Source organism: bacterium (assembly GCA_028821235.1).
Lineage (GTDB): Bacteria > Actinomycetota > Acidimicrobiia > Spongiisociales > Spongiisociaceae > Spongiisocius.
Map to the genome: position 1 here is coordinate 85,727 of JAPPGV010000014.1, position 22,669 is coordinate 108,395.

18 protein-coding genes and 6 tRNA genes are annotated in these 22,669 nt (G+C 66.0%); 1 reads left to right on the forward strand and 23 read right to left on the reverse strand.

The genetic code is table 11. From position 1 onward, the window contains the following. Positions 1-10: 10 nt before the first annotated feature. The 20 genes from proB to OXK16_01335 all read right to left on the reverse strand — a co-directional run bounded on the left by proB (position 11) and on the right by OXK16_01335 (position 19,541). Positions 11-1,132, reverse strand: a complete 1,122-nt coding sequence (gene proB / locus OXK16_01240; protein MDE0374576.1) for a glutamate 5-kinase — start codon at positions 1,130-1,132, stop codon at positions 11-13. Beyond that, entirely contained in the window at positions 1,125-2,384 is a 1,260-nt protein-coding gene (gene obgE, locus OXK16_01245; GenBank protein MDE0374577.1) for a GTPase ObgE, read from the reverse strand. Before obgE ends, proB begins: the two co-directional genes overlap by 8 nt. 50 nt (positions 2,385-2,434) lie before the next feature. Next, positions 2,435-2,692 carry a 50S ribosomal protein L27 gene (gene rpmA, locus OXK16_01250; protein ID MDE0374578.1) on the reverse strand — a complete coding sequence of 86 codons (258 nt, stop codon included), beginning with the start codon at positions 2,690-2,692 and terminating at the stop codon, positions 2,435-2,437. 189 nt (positions 2,693-2,881) lie between these two features. After that, a complete protein-coding gene (gene rplU / locus OXK16_01255; protein ID MDE0374579.1) occupies positions 2,882-3,196 on the reverse strand; it encodes a 50S ribosomal protein L21 in 315 nt (104 codons plus the stop codon). A 61-nt stretch (positions 3,197-3,257) separates the two neighbouring features. After that, positions 3,258-4,811 carry an Rne/Rng family ribonuclease gene (locus OXK16_01260; protein MDE0374580.1) on the reverse strand — a complete coding sequence of 518 codons (1,554 nt, stop codon included), beginning with the start codon at positions 4,809-4,811 and terminating at the stop codon, positions 3,258-3,260. A gap of 474 nt (positions 4,812-5,285) precedes the next feature. Then, a complete protein-coding gene (rodA, locus tag OXK16_01265) occupies positions 5,286-6,461 on the reverse strand; it encodes a rod shape-determining protein RodA (protein ID MDE0374581.1) in 1,176 nt (391 codons plus the stop codon). Between the two features lie 2 nt (positions 6,462-6,463). Next, positions 6,464-8,446, reverse strand: a complete 1,983-nt coding sequence (locus OXK16_01270) for a penicillin-binding transpeptidase domain-containing protein (protein MDE0374582.1) — start codon at positions 8,444-8,446, stop codon at positions 6,464-6,466. Continuing rightward, a complete protein-coding gene (mreD, locus tag OXK16_01275) occupies positions 8,443-8,964 on the reverse strand; it encodes a rod shape-determining protein MreD (GenBank protein MDE0374583.1) in 522 nt (173 codons plus the stop codon). Before mreD ends, OXK16_01270 begins: the two co-directional genes overlap by 4 nt. Beyond that, positions 8,965-9,768: a rod shape-determining protein MreC gene (locus OXK16_01280; protein ID MDE0374584.1), complete on the reverse strand. Its 804-nt coding sequence runs from the start codon at positions 9,766-9,768 to the stop codon at positions 8,965-8,967. A 191-nt stretch (positions 9,769-9,959) separates the two neighbouring features. Next, a complete protein-coding gene (locus tag OXK16_01285; protein ID MDE0374585.1) occupies positions 9,960-10,991 on the reverse strand; it encodes a rod shape-determining protein in 1,032 nt (343 codons plus the stop codon). Between the two features lie 90 nt (positions 10,992-11,081). Next, positions 11,082-11,486, reverse strand: coding sequence for a nucleoside-diphosphate kinase (gene ndk / locus OXK16_01290; protein MDE0374586.1), 405 nt, complete (start codon positions 11,484-11,486; stop codon positions 11,082-11,084). 121 nt (positions 11,487-11,607) lie between these two features. Then, positions 11,608-12,903 (reverse strand): bifunctional folylpolyglutamate synthase/dihydrofolate synthase, encoded by a 1,296-nt coding sequence (locus tag OXK16_01295; protein ID MDE0374587.1) that lies wholly within the window; start codon positions 12,901-12,903, stop codon positions 11,608-11,610. Between the two features lie 51 nt (positions 12,904-12,954). After that, positions 12,955-15,594: a valine--tRNA ligase gene (locus tag OXK16_01300; GenBank protein ID MDE0374588.1), complete on the reverse strand. Its 2,640-nt coding sequence runs from the start codon at positions 15,592-15,594 to the stop codon at positions 12,955-12,957. A 46-nt stretch (positions 15,595-15,640) separates the two neighbouring features. Beyond that, a complete protein-coding gene (clpX, locus tag OXK16_01305) occupies positions 15,641-16,909 on the reverse strand; it encodes an ATP-dependent Clp protease ATP-binding subunit ClpX (GenBank protein MDE0374589.1) in 1,269 nt (422 codons plus the stop codon). Positions 16,910-16,912: 3 nt separating this feature from the next. Further along, positions 16,913-17,557, reverse strand: coding sequence for an ATP-dependent Clp protease proteolytic subunit (locus OXK16_01310; GenBank protein MDE0374590.1), 645 nt, complete (start codon positions 17,555-17,557; stop codon positions 16,913-16,915). Positions 17,558-17,586: 29 nt separating this feature from the next. After that, the gene (gene tig, locus OXK16_01315) at positions 17,587-18,948 is read right to left on the reverse strand and encodes a trigger factor (protein MDE0374591.1); all 1,362 of its coding nucleotides are present in this window, start codon (positions 18,946-18,948) and stop codon (positions 17,587-17,589) included. Positions 18,949-19,002: 54 nt separating this feature from the next. Further along, positions 19,003-19,077: transfer RNA gene (locus OXK16_01320), tRNA-His, on the reverse strand. A 72-nt stretch (positions 19,078-19,149) separates the two neighbouring features. Beyond that, a tRNA-Arg gene (locus OXK16_01325) sits at positions 19,150-19,222 on the reverse strand. Between the two features lie 51 nt (positions 19,223-19,273). After that, positions 19,274-19,344: transfer RNA gene (locus OXK16_01330), tRNA-Gly, on the reverse strand. Between the two features lie 123 nt (positions 19,345-19,467). Further along, a tRNA-Pro gene (locus tag OXK16_01335) sits at positions 19,468-19,541 on the reverse strand. Positions 19,542-19,569: 28 nt separating this feature from the next. Between OXK16_01335 and OXK16_01340 the strand changes: the two genes are divergently transcribed. Next, positions 19,570-21,288: a hypothetical protein gene (locus OXK16_01340; protein ID MDE0374592.1), complete on the forward strand. Its 1,719-nt coding sequence runs from the start codon at positions 19,570-19,572 to the stop codon at positions 21,286-21,288. A gap of 41 nt (positions 21,289-21,329) precedes the next feature. Here OXK16_01340 and OXK16_01345 read toward each other — a convergent pair. From OXK16_01345 to OXK16_01355, 3 genes are all read right to left on the reverse strand, one after another. Further along, positions 21,330-21,411, reverse strand: a tRNA-Leu gene (locus OXK16_01345). A gap of 41 nt (positions 21,412-21,452) precedes the next feature. Further along, positions 21,453-21,553, reverse strand: a tRNA-Ser gene (locus OXK16_01350). Between the two features lie 840 nt (positions 21,554-22,393). Further along, on the reverse strand, positions 22,394-22,669 hold a 276-nt coding region (locus OXK16_01355; protein MDE0374593.1), incomplete at its 5' end, for a putative toxin-antitoxin system toxin component, PIN family.

Sequence of the window (22,669 nt, forward strand, 5' to 3'; positions counted from 1 at the left end):
GCCCCGGGGGTCAGCCGTCCAGCAGGACGACCAACCGATCGCGATGGATGACCTCGGACGGGACTCCGGTATCCGTGGTGCGCTTACCCATCCGATCCCGGATCTGATCCGAGTCGGCCGTCACCAGACCCTTCCCCACCAGGACACCCGTGGAGCTCCGAACCTCCACGGATGCGCCGGCCGGGAACTCCCCCTCCATTCCGGTGATCCCCACCGGCAGCAACGAGCCGCCCCGGCGCGCCAGCGCGCGTACCGCACCGTCATCGATCCGGAGAGTGCCGCTCGGTTGCTGCCCGAACGCCAACCACAGCTTCCAGGCCGACAGCTTGGTGTCACCGGGTACCACGTACGTACCCGCCGCCCCGCCCCGGATGATGGTGTCCACGACACCCGGACGATCCGACCTGGCGATGACGGTCGGGATGCCTGACCAGGCCGCCATCCGCACCGCCTCCACCTTGGTTCCCACCCCTCCCGATCCGACCGGTCCGGGCGCTCCCGCGGCCACCCGGTCCAGGATGGGATCCCGGTGCCGGACGGTCAGGATCGGTTCACCCTCTCCCGTACGAGGATCGGCCGAGTAGAGGCCGTCCGTGTCGGTCAGGAGCACCAGCATCCCGGCGCTCACCAGGTGCGACACGATGGCGGCGAGCCGGTCGTTGTCGCCCATCTTCCAGCCGTGGATGGCAACCGTATCGTTCTCGTTGACGATCGGGACTATGCCCCGCTCCAGCATGCGGGTCAGGGTCCGCCGAGCATGGAGATACTGGGCTCTCATCGCCAGCACGTCCACGGTCAGCAACACCTGGCCCACCGTCCGGCCGATGCTGGGGAACACCCGGCTGTAGTGGGACATCAGCAGCGTCTGGCCGACCGCGGCCGCCACCTGCAGGCCGGTGGTGTCCGAAGGACGCCCGCCCACAGCCGAGGATCCGGCCGCTACAGCACCCGAGGAGACCAGGACAGCCGGATGGCCGGCTTCCCAGAAGGTGCTCACCTGCCACATCACCCGCTCGATGGCCCGCTCGTCGACCGCGCCGTCGGCACGGGTGAGGCTCGACGAACCGACCTTCAGGACTACCGGACTCCCCGTCGGCGGGGGTGCGCGGCGCCTTCCGGCATCCTCATCCAAGGTCGGGCTCCGAGTACTCGAAGACCAGATCGCCGATCCGCACCTCGTCACCCTCCCGGGCGCCTGCTCGGCGCAGGGACTCATCCACCCCGAGGCGGGAAAGTCGGCGGGAAGCGAGCAGGGCGGCATCGGACAGGGTCAGGTCGTTGAGAGCCACTGCCCGTTCCGCGGCGCGACCGTTCACCACCCATACACCGTCCACGCGGTCCACCTCGAAGGTGGCGCCCAGCGGGCGATGCAGTACATAGCCCTCGCCCGGGTCGCTCGTCCTGGCAGCCAGGTCGACGGCGTCGGCAATCCGATGGACCAGATCGTCGAGCCCCTGTCCTGCCACCGAGCTGATCTCGATCAGGTCCGGGGCGAGTTGGAGCAGCGCCCCGGTGACCGGGCTCTCTACGAAGAGGTCACGCTTGGTGACGGCCACCAACCGAGGCCGCTCGGCCAGACCTGGGTCATGCATGCGAAGCTCGCGCTCGAGTACCTCGTACTGGCGCTCCAGGGAGAGCTCTTGCAGTGGCGATGGATCAAGGAGGAACACCAACACCAGGGCTCGCTCACAGTGTCGGAGGAACTCGTGGCCGAGCCCCCTACCCTCCGCAGCCCCCTCCACCAGGCCGGGCACGTCGGCCATGACGAAGGACCGGTCGTCGATCATCACCACGCCCAGATTGGGGACCAGCGTGGTGAAGGGATAGTCGGCGATCTTGGGGCGGGCCGCCGACACCCGAGAGATCAAGGTGGACTTGCCGGCGTTGGGGAATCCGATGAGCGCCGCATCGGCGACCAGCTTCATCTCCAGGGTGAACCAGGCCTCAGTCCCGTACTCGCCCTGCTCGCAGAAGGTGGGCGCCCGGTTGGCGGGCGAGATCAATGCCGCGTTGCCGCGGCCGCCCCGGCCGCCCTCCAGCACCGTGACCTGCTGGCCTGTAGCTACCAGGTCGGCGATGATCCGATCATCTTCGTCGATCACCACCGTGCCGGGGGGTACCGGTACGACCAGGTCCTCGCCCTGGCGCCCGTTACGGAGGTCCGACGCCCCATGGGTCCCGTGGCCTGCTGCCCGATGGGGCCGCCGGCGGAAGTCCTGGAGGGTGGACATTCCCACGTCCACGGCTAGGAGCACGCTCCCGCCCCGCCCGCCCGATCCGCCGGCGGGCCTTCCCTTGGGGCGGCGACCGACCTGACGGAACGAGACCGCGCCGGCCCCGCCGTTACCGGATCGAAGATGGACGCGGACCTGGTCGATGAACACGATTCCACCGTCCCACGGTCAGGGACGTTCCTTACCGGACGTCCCGACGATCAGTGAAGGTCGGTCAGGACACTCACCCGGCGGCGCCCACCCTGCCGGTGGTACTTCACCGTGCCCGGCGCGATCGCGAAGAGCGTGTCATCGCCCCCACGGCGTACGTTGACTCCCGGATGGATGCGGGTGCCCCTCTGTCGGACCAGGATGGTCCCCGCCTTGATCTCCTGACCATCGAAGACCTTGGGGCCGAGCCGCTTGGCGTGCGAATCACGGCCGTTCTTGGTGGACCCTCCACCCTTGGTCTTGGACATACACGCCTCCTCTAGTGGTCTTTCTGTGTAATGGCGGTGTGGTATGGCGAGACAGCGGTGTTCCTCGCAAGGCCCGCTGACGAAGGCGTACCCGCAGCGGTACGTTGAGGAAGCGGAACGCAGCGACGGGACGCCGATGGCCGCCAGAGCACCCGGTTGTTTCGCAGACAGACCACTAGCTCGGACTCCTCAACTGATGGCGCCCACGTGGGTTATCTCGAGGCGGGTGTGCCGCTGGCGATGGCCCTTCCGGCGCCGGTACCCGGACTTGTTCTTGTACTTGAACACCTCGACCTTGCGGCCCTTGACGTTCCCGAGCACCCGGGCCCTGACCTGCATTCCGGCGAGATCCTCCCGGCTGGTGATCACAGCGCCCTCGTTGTCGACCACCAGCAACGGGGTGAAGGTGACCTCATCCCCGGCGTCCTTCAACAACTCCACGTCTATCACGTAGCCCTTGGACACCCTGGTCTGCTTGCCACCCGAGCGGATGATCGCGTACATGTCGGAATACAACCTTTCGACCGTAACCCAGCCGGACATTCTCCACAGCCCGGCCCCCGGTTCACATCGCTACCTTGTCGCCCACCGGACTGATCGGAACCCCCGAGGTGGCCGCCTTCTCGTGGAGCACGAGGCCGCGCCCGTCACAGGTGGGACAAGGATCGGAGAAGGATTCTATCAGACCGCTGGACACGTTCTTGCGCGTCATCTCGACGAGACCGAGACTCGACACGGAATGCACCTGGGTGGTGGTCTTGTCCGAAGCGAGCGCCGCCCGGAGCCGCTCTAGAACCGCCTCGCGGTTCTTCTTGACCTCCATGTCTATGAAGTCGATGACGATGATCCCGCCGATGTCTCGCAGGCGAAGCTGGCGCCCGATCTCCTCGGCGGCCTCGAGGTTGTTGTGGAGAACGGTGTCCTCGAGGTTCGCCTCGCCCACGTACTTGCCGGTGTTCACGTCAACGACCGTAAGCGCCTCGGTCCGGTCAATCACCAGGTGTCCCCCTGATGGCAGCCATACCTTGCGGTCGAGCGCCCGGCGGAGCTGGTCGTCCACCCGGAAGCGGCTGAAGAGGCTCTGGTTGCGGTCCTGGCTGAGATGCACCCTGTCGACCAGTTCAGGGGAGACCTCCTTCAGATACTTCAGGACCGCCTCGTGGGCCCGGCGATCATCTATCAGCAGGCGCCGGAAGTCCCCGGTGAAGTGCTCGCGGATCACCCGGATCAGGAGGCTGGGCTCCTCGTGGATCAGCCGGGGCGCGGACGCGCCCTTGGCGGCTTCCTCGACCTCAGCCCACTTGGCCTTGAGGCGGGCGATGTCAGCCACGATCTCCCGCCTGGACGAACCGGCAGCCGCCGTGCGCACGATGAGACCGAAGCCGGGTGGCCGCTCCGCCTGGAGCAGCAGTCGCAGCCGGTTGCGCTCCGCCTCGGGCAGGCGACGGGATATACCCAGCATGGAGTTCTTGGGTGACAGCACCAGGTGCCGACCGGGCAAGGTCATCTGGCTGGTGAGCCGCGGTCCCTTACTGCCCATCGGGTCCTTGTCGACCTGGACCATGATGTGGTCGCCCTGCTTGAGCTGGCGCTCGATGCGCGGTCCTCGCCCGTGCGTGCGCCGGGACGAATTGAGGTCGCCGGCGTAGATAACGCCGTTCTTCTCCGTACCGATGTCCACGAAGGCCGCTTCGAGACCCGGCAGCACGCTGCGGACGACACCGTTGTAGATGTTGCCGACCAGCGATTCGTTCTCGGACCGGTGGACGTAGTGCTCCACCAGGAGCGAGCCCTCCAGCACCACTATCTGGGTTTGGTGGGGTAAGACCCGGACCAGCATCTGGCGGCGTCCGGCCGCCGGAAGCGGAACCGTTCCCTCTGTGTGGGAATGCGAGCGACCCCGCTGGCGGCTCCCGGAGCGGGCCGACCCCTGCTTGGTCTGTCTCTTCTTCCGCTTGGTGGCGGTCCTGGAGGCCTGTTTGGGCCTGGCAGGCAGTTCTCGTACCCGCCGGACCTTTACTGTCTTACCGCTGATCTTTCTGGTTGTTCGTTCTTCGGTCGATTCGTCGCCGACTCCGCGGCGAACTATTTCGGCTGTCTTGCGCCGAAAGAAAGGCATTACGGATGTCTCCTTGATCTGAAAGGACGCACGCGACTGCAAGGGCAGAAACCAAGATCCATCGGACGGCGGCGCAACCAGAGCGGGCAGGACCTCTGGTCTGCTGCTCCGTCACGGTCTCCGGTCCCTTCTCCTGTCGGTGCGACTACTGCTTCTACGTATGCCGGTGGGTTCCGGCCTGCGCGGGCCCTCCCCGCGGGTCCGCGGTCGACACGGGAGGCAAACGATTCCCGTGCCGGCAACGTCTCGTTCGTTTCCGTGACTTACCGAACCACTCGAGGGCGAGCGGATTGGTGCTCGCTCCGGATACGCCTGGTCGAAGGTCCACAAGTCCTAGCGCCACTGCGGCTTTCCCGCAATCATCCCGGAGAGAATGCTTGCCCACGAGGAACGGTCTTCCGGGCTCGGTAGGGAGCGACTGGATGTCAGGCTCGGTCGAGCCGCCACCCACCGCCGGGGATACTAACACCCGGTTCAGAGATCGCGTGCCTCCGGCCGGTCGCTGACCGGCGATCTGGACCTCCAGACCGAGTTCACTATCCCCAGCCCGCCCGCCATGGCGATCATGGCCGAACCACCGGCGCTCATGAACGGCAGCGGGAGTCCGGTGACCGGAACCAAGCCGACCGTCATGCCGATGTTGACGAATATATGGAAGGAAAGGAGCGCTGCCATGCCTACCGCGATCATGGACCCGAACGCGTTAGGCGCTCCCGCGGCCACGATCAGCACGCGCCATATCAGGATGGCGTAGGCGAGAATCACCGCCGAACCGCCGATGAAGCCGAACTGCTCCCCCACCGCCGTGAAGATGAAGTCGGTGGTCTGGGAGGGAATGAAGCTCAGACGGGTCTGCGTGCCCTGGAACAAGCCCCTTCCCACGAGCTGGCCCGAGCCGATGGCGATCTGGCTCTGGTAGAGATTCCAGTTGACGCCCTGCAGGTCAGAGGCCTGATCGAAGAAGCCGGCAAGCCGGGCGATCTGGTAGGACTTGAGGATGTCGAGTTGGAACACCGCGATCACGCCGACGACCCCGGAAGCCCCCAGGACCAGCATCTGGCGAATACTGGAGCCGGCTACGAACAGCATGCCCACGGTGATGAAGCCCACCACCAGCATGGTGCCGAGATCGGGCTGTAGGAAGATGAGGAAGCTGGGCGCGGCCGCCATCAGCAGGGCGGTCCCGAGGGACCTCCACGACAGACGTCGCCTGGCCCCCCTGGTCAGCAAGCTCGCCAGCGCGACTATCAGGGCAACCTTGGCGAACTCGGATGGCTGGAACTGGAAGGCGCCCACCGGGATCCACCGGGTAGCGCCTTTTTGGGGAGGGGCGAACAGGACGCCGATCAGGGCGATCATCATGATGCCGTAGATGAGGAGCGGAAAGCGCCGGTACAGGCGGTAGTCGATCATCGAGGCCGCCACGTAGGTGACCAGCGCCACGCCCGCGAAGATCATCTGCCTCCGCATGGCCGAGGTGGGATCGCCCGTCTCCTCGTCAAGCCGGACGAACGTGGACGAGTACACCATCACGCTGCCCAGGGCCATGAGAGCGGCCATCAACACGAACACGATGACGTCCGGAGTGGGCCTGGGACGGTCCTCGAATATTCCGCCCACGCCGTCCAGGGAAGGCCCCAACACCGCCATGGTTACCGCTCCGTGTCCTCGCCGGCGACCAGGGGTGTGACCCCGGCACCCAGCAGGTACTGGAATATGGCTCGTGCAGCCGGCGCCGCCACTGCTCCTCCCGAACCGCCCTCGTCCACCATCACGGCGACGACCCACCTCGGAGCATCGATCGGCGCCACGCCGACGAACCATGCCGTCGAGTCGTGGAAGACGCCTTCCTGGTCGGTGAACGACTGCGCGGTGCCGGTCTTGCCCCCGACCACCTCCACCAACCCGCCCAGATCCTCGAATGCGCGCCTTGCGGTGCCGGAACGGACCACGGAGGTCAGGTCCGTTCTCAGGGACGCCACGGTCTCCGGGCTGATGTCCACCGACCGGAGCACGCGGGGCTCGAGGGTTCGCAGGCGCTCCCCGTCGGCCGTCTCTATGGCGTCCGTCACCCTGGGCTGGTAGACGGTGCCCCCGTTGAGCATCGAGGCGTAAGCAACCGCCATCTGGAGGGGCGTGGCAACGATCGGGCCCTGGCCGACCACGATGTTCATAAGGTCGCCGCCGAGCCAGCCCTCCGCACGTACCCGCCACGGCTGCCGTTCCCGCCATTCCTCGAAGAGCTGGCGATCGCCCAGGATTCCCTCGTGCTCGAACGGGAGGTCGACCTGGGTGGGGCGACCTATCCCGACCGCCCGCGCCCATTCCTGCACTATCCCCTCCCGGTCGGTCCGGGCGTACACCCTCCAGATCGACAGGGCCACTTCCCAGAAGTAGATGTTGCAGGATCGCCGGAGGGCATCGTGGAGGTTCTGCGGCCCGTCCGACTCCGGATAGGTCCAGTTCCTCCACAGGTGCTGCGAGTGGTCGCCGAAGTCATGCGCCAGCTGCGAAGAGCACTCGATGGTCTCCTCCGGGGTGGACACTCCGTCCGGGAATATGTTCTCCTCCATGGCGGTCACGTAGGTGATGGACTTGAAGGTGGACGCGGGCGGCTTCACACCCTGGATGGCCAGGTTGTTGAAGGCCTGGCGTTCCGACAACTCTTCGAAGGAGTCGACATCGATGCCGCCCACGAAGGCCTGCGGCTCGAAGGTCGGATAGGAGGCCATGGCCAGGATGGCGCCCGTGTTCACCTCCATCACCACGGCTGTGGCTCGCTCTGTAGGCTGTGGCGTCTCGGCCGGACCCTCCTCTTCCCGGGTCTCCTTCAGGGCGTTGGACAGCTCGATGGCCTCGACCAGGATCCTCTCGACCTCCGCCTGGGCCTCGACGTCAAGGGTCAGCCGGACCGTGGCGCCGGGAGTCGGATCGACGGTCCCGATCTCCTCGAGAATGGCGCCCTCGGGGTTTATCCGGTACACGTGCTTCCCGGGTGCCCCTCGCAGGAACTCCTCGTACTCCCGCTCCACCCCGAGCTTCCCGATCGGCGTGTTGGTGTCGGCTATGGGTAGTCGCTCGAGATCGCCCGGGGAGGGTAACCCCATGTGACCCAGTACATGACCCATCAACGACCCCTGCGTGTACCCGCGAACGGGCAGGGCGCGAACCGTGACACCCGGCAGGGTGGCTCGCTGCTCCATTATCAGATAGGCCGTGTCGGCGTCGATCTCGAACTCGGGCAGGGCGGCCACCTCGCCTGACCCGGTTCGCTCCACCGCCTGGCGCACCTCGACAGGCGACAGCTCGAGGATGGCCGCCAGTCGCTGGAGTACGTCGTCCTCGACCTCGATCGGGAGGAGCGACCGATCGATCTCGATGATGAGACCCGGTACGGAAGTGGCCAGCACCATGCCGTTCCGGTCGACAATGTCACCCCGTGGCGCCGCGATCGACTCGCTGCTGACGATGTTCTGGTCGGCCTCCACAAGCCACTCCGGGCCTGCGGCCAGCTGCACGAACCACAGCCGGAAGAACAGGATCGACAACGCCCCCGTGAACAGCAGGGCCAGGATGCCCACCCGCCAACTGTTCGTCACCTGCTCGCGACCGTCGGGCCGCCTCGTGTCGCTCATATGCGGCGTCGCATCCGGCTACGGCGCGGTCCGGCGACCCACGAGAACAACCTGTCGGCCAGCGGGAGAACGCCCAGCGCGAACACCATGTTGTAGATCGGCACCAGCAGCAGTGTCCTGATGATGTCGGGGTTGCCCAGCGTGCCCTCTCCGAACAGGGTGCCTATGAGGGCGTTGGTGACCAGCGTCACCAACGTGATCCCGCCGACGGTCATCACGCCGACCGGGAGCCCGTAGTCGAAGCGATCCCGGCTCCGCACCGTGATGTAGGAGCCGACCGTGAACGCAAGCCCACTCAGACCCAGGGGCGCCGATCCGAGCACGTCCAGCAACAGCCCGCCCAGGAAGCCCAACAGGACGGCCGCCTCGGGCTTGAGCCATATCGCGCCGACCACCACGATCAACAGGACGACGTCGGGGCTGGCACCAAGGGGCCTGATACTGTGGAACACGCTCGTCTGGACGAGGGCCGCCGCCATCACCAGCAGCAGGGAGAGCAAGAACCGCAGACCCTCCATTCACGCTCCCCCATCCGCTTCGCCGGCCCGGAGCTGGGGCGCGGGAGGCCAGGGGATGACCGCCACGTACTCCAGGCGTTGGAGATCACCCGTCGGCTCCACCCGGACCCTGATGGTCCCGAACTGCGGGTCCGCCGCCTCGGCCACGATGCCGACATCCAGGTCCTTCGGGTAGGCGTTGGAGTCTCCGTAGGGCCCGAAGGTCACCAGCAGCTCGCCACCCTCCAGCGGATCCGATGCCTCGAGGATGGAGAGTTCCAGCGCTCCGGCGCCCTGTCCCGTCACCACACCACGCTGTCCGTCGGGTAGGCGCACGGTGACCGCAGGCGCCCGGCGCGACGTGATCGGAATGACACTGGCCGCGGCCTCACCCGCCTCGGACACCAGGCCGATCAGCGCTCCCTGCCCGTCCGCCACCGGCTGGCCGGTATGGACCCCGTCACCGGTACCGCGGTCGATGGTCAGGGTCGGGTCGAGGGTCCCCCCGCGGGCCGTGACCTCAGCCGAGACCGAGAGTTGGTACAGGTCCTCGCCGAGCCGCAGCGCCAGCAGCGTCTCCAACTCGGACACCTGGGACTCGAGATGACCGACCTGAGCCGCTTCCCGTTCCAGGGACTCGATCCGGTCCCGGAGGCGCTGGTTCTCCTCACGGAGCCCGGCCAGGTTGGACAGGCCGTCGGAGAAGCTCACCACCGGCGTCACCACTGCGTTCACAGCCGCTTGGAGCGGCGCCATCACCACTTGTACGGTGCTGCGAAGGTCGGCCCCGAAACCACCTCTCGACGCCCGGATGTCAAGAGTCATGAGGGTGAGTGAGACTACGAGTAGGGCGATCGTGACGTAGGCGGACCGATCGGTCGGGGCGACCCTCCTCCCTCTGCCTCCGGCGCGCTGGCGGTGTTGTCTACCGGCACTCGAGAGTCTTGGCGGAGCGGAGATTTCCCTGACCCTTCATTTCATCATCCGGCGGATCCGGCTCCCGGACCTGGAACCACTCAGAATCGGCCGGATGACTCGAGGACTCCCTGCAGGACGTCGAACTGTTCCAGGCATCGGCCGGATCCGACCACCACCGACTGGAGGGGCCGTTCCGCGATCTCGACCCGCAAGCCGGTCTCGAACGCCAACCGGTGATGCAGTACCTTGAGCAGGGCTCCGCCGCCCGTGATCGTGATGCCCACGTTCATCAGGTCGGCGGCCAACTCCGGCGGGGTGTTGTCCAGCGTGTACCGGACCGCATCGATCATCATGGACAGCGGCTCCTGGATGGCCGCCCTTACCTCGGAGGCGGTGAGCAGCACGGTCTTGGGCAAACCGGCCACCAAGTCCCGGCCCTTCACCTCGGCGCTCGGCTCGTTGTGATACGGATAGGCCGATCCGATCGCCATCTTGATCTGCTCCGCGGTGCGCAGGCCCAGGAGGAGGTTGTGCTCCTTCTTCACCCATTCGACGATCCGCTCGTCCATGTCGTCGCCACCCACGCGGACGCTCTTCGACACCACGATGCCGCCCATGGCGATGACCGCCACCTCGGTGGTCCCTCCCCCGATATCGACCACCATCGACCCGGTGGGCTCGTTGACGGGCAATCCGCATCCGATGGCCGCCGCCATCGGCTCATCGATGGTGAAGGCGTTGCGGGCGCCGGCGTGGTAGGCCGCCTCTTCCACAGCCCGCCGCTCCACCCCGGTGATGCCGGACGGGACGCAGATCACGATCCTCGGCTTGGCCCAGCGGCGGCGGTGTACCTTCTTGATGAAGTAACGGAGCATGCGCTCGGTGATGTCGAAGTCGGCGATCACGCCGTCCCGGAGAGGCCGGATCGCCTTCACGTGGGAGGGGGTACGACCGATCATGCGCTTGGCGTCCATACCCACGGCCAGGGCCTCGTTGGTGTTGGTGTTGATCGCCACGACCGAGGGCTCGTTGAGCAGGACGCCCTGGTTACGGACGTATACAAGGGTGTTGGCTGTACCCAGATCGACAGCCATGTCCTGGCCGGCAACGACGAACGGGTTATCTGGCATCGATGAAGGGTCCCTGTCGCTGTTCTCGGGCCAACTCTACCCTATGGACGGGCTCAACGGACACCCGGCCTGGTCTGCGCTCTGTTGCCATCAGCCGAACCAGAGCCCGAGCTCACGAGCGGCGCTCGCCGGGCTGTCGGATCCATGGACGATGTTCTCCCCCACCTCCAGGCCGAAATCGCCGCGGATGGTGCCGGGAAGGGCCACGGCGGGATCGGTCGCTCCCACCAAGGCTCGAGCCACCGTGACGGCCGACTCGCCCGACCAATGCATCACGACCACCGGACCGGAGGCGATGAAGTCGATCAGGCCGTCGTAGAAGGGCTTCCCCTCGTGCTCCGCGTAGTGCGCGGTCGCCGTGGCGCGGTCGGGCAGGACCATCTCGAGGCGATGCAGGTCGAGTCCCTTGGCTTCGAACCTGGAGAGCACCTCACCTACCAGGCGGCGGCGCACCCCGTCGGGCTTCACCATTACGAAGGTGTCTTCGTGGGCCATCGCTGTGCCTGCCCTTTCATAGTTTCCAGTCGGTAGTCTCTGGTGGCACTGAAGACCGGCGACCATCCGGTGGTCAGTGGTCAGTGGTCGGTCTAATCCAATATAAACTAGCAACTAGCAACTAGCAACTAGCAACTAGAACGGTCCGGGCCTCACCTGCCACATAGAACGAGCCTGTCACCAGAACGGCGCCCTCCCCTCCGCTCCACTCCTTGGCCAGCTCGACGGCGGCGCTTACGGGCCTCACCCAGGTGACCGGGATGTCCGGCAGCACCCTCTCCAGGGCCACCACCAGATCGCTGGGCTCGGCGGCTCGCTCATGGTCCACCGCGGTGGCGATGGCCTGACCGGCCAGCCCCGCGAACGGCGCCAGCATGGCGTGGATGTCCTTGTCCCGGAAGGCGCCGACCACGAGAGTCCAGCCTGCCGCCGGCATCTCCTCCCGTAGTGTCCGAGCCAGCGCGCCGGTCGCCTCCGGGTTGTGGGCGCCGTCAAGCACCACGAGTGGCGCCCGGCCCACGACTTCCACCCTGGCCGGTACCCGGGTGCGGGCCAGGCCTTCCCGGACCGCCTCGGATGGCAGGGCACGCCCGAACAGTTCCTCAACCGCAGCAACGGCCACCGCCGCGTTGCCTGCCTGGTGGCGACCGTGGAGGGGGAGGTAAAGGTCGTCGTACTGCTCGTAGATCCCGTCGAGATCGTACGACCAGCCGCCCACCGACATGCGCAGGTCTTCGATCCGGAAGTCCCGGTCCACCGTCCGGCGCACCGCGCCCACTTCGTCCGCTCTCCGATCAGCCGCCGGGTCCACCTCGTCGGGCAGGTCCCCCGTCACCAACACCCCACCGGCCTTGAGGATGGCCAGCTTCTCCCGGGCTATCTCCAACTCGGTGGTCCCCAGGTACTCGGCGTGATCCATCGAGACACCCGTCAGGACCGCCACCTGGCTCTCCAAGACGTTGGTGGCGTCGAGGCGCCCCCCCATCCCCACCTCGACCACGGCCACGTCCACTGCCTCGTTGGCGAAGAGGGTAAAGGCAGCGGCAGTGGTCAGCTCGAAGTAGGTGGCCCGCTCGCCGGTCTCGGCCTCCAGCAGATCCACGAACGGGGCGACATCCGTAACGGCCCGCGCTAACTGCTCCGGCGTCGCCATCTCCCCGGCCACCTTGAACCGTTCCTCCACCCGCTCGAGATGTGGGGACGTGAACGTACCCGACTTGAGACCCATGGCATCCAGCACGGAGGCCGCAACCGTGGTAACCGTCGTCTTGCCGTTGGTCCCGGTGACGTGGATGGCCGGGCTGCGGAGGTGGGGGGATCCCATCATCTCCAGCAGCCGGTGTATCCGCTCGAGTCCCGGCTTCCACCCCAACTCGATGTGCCGATCGAGATACGCGACGGCTCCGTCGTAGTTCATCCGCTCAAGGGGTTGGCCGGGTGCGGACCGGCATCCCGGCCGGCATGCCGGCTAGGCAACCACGTCTCCGAGCGCCTCGAGCTGAGCCACCAACCGATCGATCAGGGCTCTGGAAGCGTCCGCCTTCTGCTCCTCCTTGGCCACGACCTCCCCAGGGGCGCGGGAGCGGAAGGCCGGGTTGGACAGCTTGGCCTCCGACTTCTGCAGCTCGGCGCGTGCCTTGCGGAGACGGCGTGCCAGCCGCTCCTGCTCGGCCCCGATGTCCATGACACCGCGGACCTCCACGTAGGCCTCCACCGGCCCGGCCGCGACCCGCAGGTAGCCGGGGCTCTCGGGCGGCGCACCCACCCGCGCCTTGATTCCCGCCAAGGAGGCCAACTGGGGCGCCCACCAGTCATCCCAGGCGCCGGCCGGATCATGGACGACCGCGTCGAGCTCCTCACGAGCGGCCCACCCGTGGTAGGACCGGGACCCCCTCAGGGCGGTGATCAGATCCTGGAGGGTGTCCATCCCTCCAGGCGCCGAGTAACGCGGGACTTCGGGCCACGACGAGACTATGAGCAGGTCATCGGACACCAGATGGCTGTAGAGCTCCTCGGTCACGAACGGAATGGCCGGATGGAAGAACTTGAGCAGGTCACGCATGACCACACCCAGGGTCTGCCTTACCGGCGCCGCCTCGGGACCTCCGGCCGCCAGCACCGGCTTCGACATCTCGAGATACCAGTCGAACACCTCCGACCAGGCGAACGAGTACATGAGCGAGAAGGCATCCGCCAGGCGGTGCGCATCGGACAGCTCATCGTACCGCTCCGCCACCTCTCCCAACCGCGCCAGCACCCACCGGTCGACGGGGCCCGGGTCCTCCGGATAGCCGCCGGCCCGCGGCACCGAACCGGGAGGCACGTGGATGAGGGCAAACCTGGTGGCGTTCCACAGCTTGTTGCCGAAGCGCCGGGCGGCATCCACCCAGCTGACGTCGAAGGGCACGTCGTGGCCCGGGGAGGCCGACTGCAGCAGGCTGAGCCGCAGGGCGTCGGCGCCGTACTGCTCGATCATCTCGAAGGGGTCCACGATGTTGTTGAGCGACTTCGACATCTTCCGGCCATCGGATGCCCGGACCAGCCCGTGGATGACGATCTCGCGGAACGGGACATCCCCCGCGAACTGCATGCCCATCTTCAGCATGCGGGCCACCCAGAAGAAGATGATGTCGTAGCCGGTGACCAGCACGTCGGTGGGATAGAAGCGTTCCAGGTCGTCCGTCTGGTCCGGCCATCCGAGCGTGCTGAAGGGCCACAGCGCCGAGCTGAACCAGGTGTCCAGGACGTCCTCTTCGGGTTGTAACCGCTCCGAGCCACACTTCACGCAAGCACTGGGCCGGGACGTGGCAACCATCACCTCGCCATCGGCCTCGCAGTACCACGCCGGAATCCGGTGACCCCACCAGAGCTGGCGGCTGATACACCAGTCCTCGAGGTTCTCCATCCAGCGGAAGTAGTTCCGTTCCCAACGCTTGGGAACGAACCTGGCCAGGTCCTTCTGCACCACCTCCACCGCCGGTCCCACCAACTCGGCCACCCGGACGAACCACTGCCTGGACAGGAGCGGCTCGATTGGCACCCCGCTCCGGGAGCAATGGCCCACCGTGTGGCGGTGCTCCTCGATGCGTCCGAGGTATCCGCCGGCTCTGAGAGCCTCCACCACCTGCTCACGGGCCTCGAACCGGTCCAGCCCGGCGAAGTCGCCGGCGGCCGGGGTCATCCTCCCGTCCTCACCGATCACCTGGACGGGGGCCAATCCGGTCCGTAGCGAGATATCGAAGTCGAGCGGATCGTGGGCCGGAGTGACCTTGACCGCCCCGGTCCCGAAGTCCGGGTCGACCGCCTTGTCAGCCACCACCGGGAGGTCCCGCCCCATGAGCGGAAGGCGCACCGTGCGACCGATCAGATGCCGGTAGCGATCATCGTCAGGATGGACGGCCACACCGGTGTCCCCCAGCATGGTCTCAGCCCGCGTGGTGGCGACGGTGATGCCGTCCCCACCATCCCCGTCCGCGAACGGGTAGGTGATGTGGACGAGTTGGCCGTCCACCTCCCTGTACTCCACCTCGATATCGGAGATGGCGGTCATGAGACCCGGAGACCAGTTGATGATCCGTTGGCCGCGGTAGATGAACCCCTTCTCGTGCAGGCGCACGAACACCTCCCGCACTGCGGCGGACAGACCCTCGTCGAGGGTGAAGCGCTCCCTCGTCCAGTCACACGAGTCCCCCAGGGCTCGCATCTGCTCGGTGATGGTGCCCCCCGATTGGCGCTTCCACTGCCAGACCTGCTCTACGAAGGCCTCCCGGCCCATGGAATGACGGCTAAGACCCTCCAAGGCGAGTTCCCGCTCCACGACCATCTGGGTGGCGATGCCGGCATGATCGGTTCCGGGTAGCCAGAGGGTGGCGTAGCCCTGCATACGCTTCCGCCGGATGATGGCATCCTGGATCGAGTGGTCCAGGGCGTGCCCGATGTGGAGCACGCCGGTCACGTTGGGGGGCGGTATGACAATGCAGAACGGCTCGCCGTCCGGATTGACCTCGGGGCGGAAGGCGCCCGACCGTTCCCAGACCGGGTACCAGCGCGCCTCGACGCGCCGGGGGTCGTAGCTTCCCTGGAGGGGGTCGGAGGGGCTGGTAGTCATTGCGGTGGTTGGAATCGGCCGCGCTTACCCGACCCCGGCCGGGCGGCTACGCGCTCTTCTCGCGGCGCTTCTCGATATCACTGATCGCCAGCAGGGTCGGGTTGGTCTTCTCCTCGACCACCCTCCGGTCGACCAGCACCCGCCCGATGTCCGGCCGGGAGGGAAGCTCGTACATGGTGTCGAGGAGTACTTCCTCCATGATGGCCCGCAGACCACGGGCGCCGGTACCCCTCAGCATCGCCAGGTCGGCGATCGCCTCGAGGGAATCGTCCTCGAACACCAACTCCACGCCGTCGAGTTCGAAGATCCGGGCGTACTGCTTCACGAGGGCGTTGCGAGGCTCCTGGAGGATCCGGATGAGAGCCTCCTTGTCCAGCGCGTTCACGGTGGCCACCATGGGAAGCCTGCCGATGAACTCGGGGATCAGGCCGAACTTGATCAGGTCCTCCGGCATTACCTCCGAAAGCAGCTCCGGCTCGGGCCGGTCGGGACTGGACCGCAGATCTGCGCCGAACCCCACCACCTTGTTGCCGATCCGGCGGGAGATGACCTCCTCGAGCCCGGCAAACGCCCCACCCGAGATGAACAGCACGTCGGTGGTATCGATCTGGATGAACTCCTGATGCGGATGCTTGCGGCCGCCCTGAGGGGGCACCGAGGCCACTGTCCCCTCCAGTATCTTCAGCAGGGCCTGCTGCACACCTTCTCCGGACACGTCCCTGGTAATGGAGGGGTTCTCGGCCTTGCGGGCGATCTTGTCCACCTCGTCGATGTAGATGATGCCCTGCTCGGCTCGTTTGATGTCATAGTCGGCGGCCTGCAGCAGCTTGAGCAGGATGTTCTCCACGTCCTCTCCCACGTAGCCCGCCTCGGTGAGCGCGGTCGCGTCGGCGATGGCAAATGGCACGTTGAGCATGCGCGCCAGGGTTTGGGCCAGGAGCGTCTTGCCGCATCCGGTAGGGCCGATCAAGAGGATGTTGGACTTGGAGAGCTCCACCTCTTCCTTGCGGGGTGCTCCGGCCCGCACCCGCTTGTAGTGGTTGTAGACCGCCACGGCCAGGGTCTTCTTCGCTCGATCCTGCCCGATGACGTAGCCGTCCAGGAAGTCGTACACCTCGGACGGCTTGGGCAACTCCCCGTCGTGCTCGGACTCCCTGGTGGAGAGGTCGTCGTCGAGTATCTCGGTGCAGAGCAGGACGCACTCGTCACAGATGTAGACCCCGGGCCCGGCGATGAGCTTCTTGACCTGCTTCTGCGAATGGCCGCAGAAACTACATTTGAGCAGGTCGCTCCCGTCCCCGTACTTGGTAGCCACGCCTCAGAGGTCCTCGACCGCCACTAGTTCTCGGCTGGTAAGCACCGCGTCCACGATTCCGTGCTCCCCGTACTCCCTGGCCTCTTCGGCGAGCATCCAGAAGTCGCGGTCGGTGTCCTTTGCCAACTTCTCGTACTCCTGGCCGGTGTGGCGGGCCAGGATCCGGTTGAGTTGTTCCCGCATCTGGACGATCAGGCGGGCCTGTATCTCGATGTCCGTGGCTTGCCCGCTAGCCCCTCCCTGCGGCTGGTGGAGCATCACCCGGGCGTGCGGGAGGGCGAACCGCTTCCCCTTGGCGCCTCCGGCCAGGATCACCGCGGCGGCCGAGGCGGCCATCCCCATGCACACGGTGCTGACATCAGGCTTGATGTACTGGATAGTGTCGTAGATGGCGAACAGGCTGGTGATGGAACCACCCGGGGAGTTGATGTACAGGTTGACATCACGGTCGGGGTCCTCCGATTCGAGATGGAGCAGTTGGGCCATGACCAGGTTGGCCACCGCATCGTCGATCGGGGTGCCGAGAAAGATGATCCGGTCCTTTAGCAGGCGGGAATAGATGTCGAAGGCCCGCTCCCCCCGGCTGGTGGACTCGACCACCGTGGGTACCAGGTAGCCCGTGGCGGGAGGATCCGTGACGGCGCCCATCGGCGGCATGATGTCGCTCACTGCTCTCCTTACTCGGTCTCGTCCTCGACGGCCTCCGGGGTGCCGGGCGGATCGAACCGGAGGTCGATCACGGCCCCATCACCATCCGTAGCCACCGCGGCTCTCATGAGAATGTCCAGTGCCCGGGTCCGCAGGATATCACCGCGCACGCTGTTTTCTAGAGCACTCCCCGCCATCTCCTCGGCAATGCTCTCGGCAGACTGGTCCGTTCGCGAAGCGAGAGCCTGGTAGGCATCGAGGATTGCCTCGTCCCCGACCTCGATTCCGGTGTGCTCGGCAACCGAATCCAGCAACGCGCCAACCTGTATCTGTGCCATGGCCCGGCCACGGAATTGTCCGAAGACGGCTTCGATATCCTGCCCGGTCGCCTCCATGTACTCCTCGACCGTCGACCCCTGCTTGTCGAGACGCCCGCGGAAGTCCTCGAACATCCGCACCGCGGACGCGTCGACGACGGCTTCCGGTATGTCCAGTTCCATCTCCTCGGCCAGCTCCGTCAGGAGGATGCCCCGCAGCTGGCTCCGCAACGAGTCGAGGCGCTCACCCTCCAGATCCTCGAGGACCTGTTCCCGCAGTTCGCTCGCGGTGTCGAAGTCGGTGAAGTCCGACACCCACTCATCGTCAAGATCCGGAAGGAGCTTCTCCATGACGTCGTCAACTACGACCCTCACCCCGATCACGGTGCCTTCGGCCAGCTCGCCGACCGCGACGCGCAGCGGCGCCTCGAACTCGACCACCGCGCCTGCCTCGCAGCCCAGGAGGTGATCGGTCAAGCCCTCGACGAGCGTCTCTACTCCCAATTCGTACATGAATCCAGTGGCCGCAGGCGTCTCCAGAGGCCGCCCCTCATGCGAGGAACTGAGGTCGATGGCCACGTAGTCACCTATCCGGCAGGGCCTCTCCACAGTCTCCAACTCGGCAAACTGCTCTCTGTAGCGATCCAGGTGTTGCCCGACTGCTTCCTCGCCGATCTCCTCGGGGACCTCCAGTTCCACCGTCCGTCCCTCATAGACGGGTGGAGTGGCCAGCGTCGGCCAGAGGCTCACGAAGAGGTCGACCTCGACACCCGCTTCGACCTCCCTGATGTCATCCACCACCGGCGATACCGCCGGCGTCAGTCCCGTGCCTTCCCAGACCGCGGGAAGCCGGTCCGTGAGCAGGTCCTCGATGGCATCGTTGCGGACCCGCTCCCTGCCGACCACCCTCTCCACCATGCGACGGGGCGCCTTGCCACGGCGGAATCCGTTCACGTGGATGTCCCGCGCCAACCTCCGGGCGGCACGGGACTCGGCCGCCTCGAGGCGACTGCTGTCGAGCAGGAGGGTGATACGACGTTCGAAGTCGCTCACTTCAGCGATGGTGAATGACACGACACTCCCAGGAGTCGGGCTAGGCATGGCGCGGGTCGAACGACTCAGCACCAGGGTGACCGAGGGGATTCGAACCCCCGACCTCCTGGACCACAACCAGGCGCTCTAACCAAGCTGAGCTACGGCCACCGTGCGCCGGGCATCACGCCCGGCTCCTTGTAATGCGGATTCGCCAGATACGGATCCGTACCGATCGTGGCGCGCCCCCGGAAGGATTCGAACCTCCGACCAAGAGCTTAGAAGGCTCCTGCTCTGTCCTCTGAGCTACGGGGGCTCATCACGGCCCTCCGCTCTGCGGGAGCCCGGTCCAGGACTCACCCGTCAGAGCGGGTGAAGGGAATCGAACCCTCACCGCCAGCTTGGAAGGCTGGAGCTCTACCATTGAGCTACACCCGCCGGTCTTCCCCATGATACATGCCGTACCCGGCCAGCCGGGACGCGCCCGCGGGCCGGACAGGTCCGCCAAAAACGGAGGGCGAACGGCTAGCCTCCACACAGCCTGCCGGAAGGAGGTCCAGGTCGGGCTGGTCGGATTCGAACCGACGACCTCCTGCTCCCAAAGCAGGCGCGCTGCCAAGCTGCGCCACAGCCCGGTCGAGCACCCTCAGGAGCGCTCGTTGAATGGATTCTAACCCTACGAGCGCACGCGGAGACCGGGTTCTCCGTTTCGCTGCGGGCCTGGTCACGGTGCTCGCCGTCCTGGCCGTCATCGCGTTGTTCTGGTCATCGGACGGAGAGTCCACGGAGCAAGCTCCAACGTCCAGCACCGTGGAGCACACCTCACCGGCGGAGCCGGCAACCACCGTCGGGGGTGTCGGCACAGACACAGCCTCGCCTGTTACCAACTCGGTTACGGGGACGACCAGCGGTCCCGTCACCCGGACGACCATTGAGACGGCTACCGGCACGGGGGCTCCATCCGAGGAGTCCCCCTCGCAGCCGACTTCCACGTCATCCCCGGGACCTGCCGAGGACCGGGACTGCTCGCCCCGGATCCCGGAGGGCTTCCGTCCCACCGAGACCGATCCCGTTCTGGCCGGATTCGAGATCTCCCAGGCCACCTTCACCTGTGCTCACGAGGTAGGTCTGGCCTTCGCCACCAATCCGCGGGCCGTAGCCACCTTGGCGGCGGGCGGTATCCGAGGTCCCATCCTTCTGGTCGGCGAGTGGTTCGATGACCGGTTGATGACCGAGCTTGGACGCCTGGCGCCGGAACGGATCGTGGCCGCAGGAATCAATGCCGGCCTGCTCCGAGACGCCCTCGCCGGATTCACCCTCGAGCCGGTGGCGGTCGACTGGGATGCGAGTTTCCCGTCCGGCGCGACGGACCATGACCACGTCTGGCTGGTTGATCCGGTCATGCCATCCGCGTTGGCGGCGCTCGCCAGCCAGCTCGGCGTCGGCGTGGTTGCTGTGGAGGGGGACCTTCGCGCGCTTCCGGCCCCGGAACGGGAGATGATTGCCGGTGCCGGCACGGTGGCCCTGCTCACGGACTTGGAGGATGATGCGGCCTGGCAACTGGAAGTGGTCCGGCGAAGCGAGGAGATACCGGGGGGCGGCTTGCTCATGTTCGGTGAGGGCGACGGCCGCCGGCTGGTGGCCGTATACGGCCATCCTGTGACCTCCGCCCTCGGAGTACTGGGCGAGCAAGGCCCCCAAGAAGGCGTCGAGCGGCTCCGGTCGATCATGGAGGGATACGGCGGAGACGGCTCGATCGTGCTTCCCACCTTCGAGATAATCGCCACCGTCGCCTCGGCCGGCGCCGGTCGGGACGGCGACTACTCGTCCGAAACGGCGCGGGATGTGATCAGGCCCTGGATCGAGATCGCAGCCGCCAACGATGTCTACGTGGTCCTCGACCTGCAGCCGGGGCGCACCGACTTCCTGACCCAGGCAAAGATCTACGAGGAGTTCCTTCGCCTGCCCCACGTCGGCCTGGCTCTGGACCCCGAGTGGAGGCTGAAGCCCGACCAGGTCCATCTGCGCCAGATCGGTACGGTCGACGCGGCCGAGATCAACCGGGTGGTCGAGTGGCTGGCGGCGATAGTCCGAGAGGAGGCGCTCCCCCAGAAGCTCCTGATCGTCCACCAGTTCCGGTTCTCGATGATCACGAACCGCCCCCTGATCGAGACGCCGCCCGAGCTGGCGGTGTTGATCCAGATGGACGGGCAGGGAAGCCTCGAGGCCAAGTACAGCACCTGGAACGCCCTGACCCTCGAGTCAGACGCAGACCAATTCTGGTGGGGTTGGAAGAACTTCTACGACGAGGACTCCCCCACCGCCACCCCCGACCAGGTCCTGGCGCTGACCCCCGTGCCCGTGTTCGTGTCGTTTCAATAGTTGCTAGCCGCATGCAGCACTGACGACTAAGAACCAGATAGTGCGGGTGGAGGGACTCGAACCCCCACGGGCATTGCCCACCAGGACCTAAACCTGGCGCGTCTACCGTTCCGCCACACCCGCGACGAGGGACGCTGTTGACAACTGCGGAACCGTCCCGGAGGTGGGTCGCCCGGGACTCGAACCCGGAACCTGCGGATTAAGAGACCGCATAAAACGCCTAGTCAGTAGTGCTTACGGTGCCATTTGTCCCTCAATCTGACCCTTAGTCGCTTGAGGGACCCTCCGACCCCAATCCGAGACTAGCAGCACAGCGGTGGCGAGGTCTCGACGAAGAACATCGACAATGGTCTCGGCTTGATCGAAGGTCATCAGTAGACCACCCAGCCTCGGCCCATCTGATCGATCCGGATGGGGATTATATACGTGAGTGCCAAACTCAGGTCAGTGCGCTGCAGGCTCCTATCGCACTTAGTGCGGCTAGGGCTAGAACTGGGAGGACGCAGCCGCAGCCTCGGCCGACTCTACGACTGGTATAGGCGGCTTCACTGAGCACGGCTGCCCTACCTGCCCGCTTTGAGGCTTTACGTCTCTTGCGGAGAGCCTTTTTCCTGCGGCGGCGCTTGCCCATGAGATCGGCTATCCGGTCGTGCGCCGGTGGCGCCAGTTTGTTCGAGGCGGGGTGGCTAGTAGGGCCTTGAGGACGTTCTTGGCGTGTCCGGTATGCGCTCCGGCATCGGTTTGGTAATAGGCCGGCCGCGCTGGCGGGGTTTCTTCTTCAGTCTGCTCATGTTGCCACCCCTCTAGGCCCGGATACAAGGTCACGGTACCCCACCTCCTCCGCAGGTAACCCCGGCACTCCGGCAGCCCGTCGGATCCAGAGGACGGTGCCGCCCACCACCGCAGCGGTCGTGTCGCCATACATGGCTCGTCCGGCTGGGTACCTCTCGATGAATTGGCTGACTTCGCCGCAGTGGTCGAGGAGCGTGCGGTCGCTGCGGTACCCGAGTCCCGCCAGGAGCGAGCGGGCCGCGGTTGTGAATTCACCAGTCTCGGCTCCCTTTAGGACCGCCTTGCTTCAGTCGCGAGGCCCCGAGCGTTCACGTTAGTCATAGATCTGGGGTTGACTGTTCCGGAGCAATTCGGCTGGTGTCAGGATAGCAACCCCGCGAAACGGGTTCATAACTAGCAAGTCTGAGTCGCCTGTGACGATATATGCCGCGGCTCCGTTGACGGCCAGTTCCAGAATCCGGTCATCGTCGGGGTCTCTGCAAGCTTGGACGGATTCGGTGATCTTGATCAGATCTGAGTTCCGTATCAATGCCACTAAACCTGAATCCACCGATGGGCTTGCTGGGGGTGGTTCGGGAGGGTCGGTTCG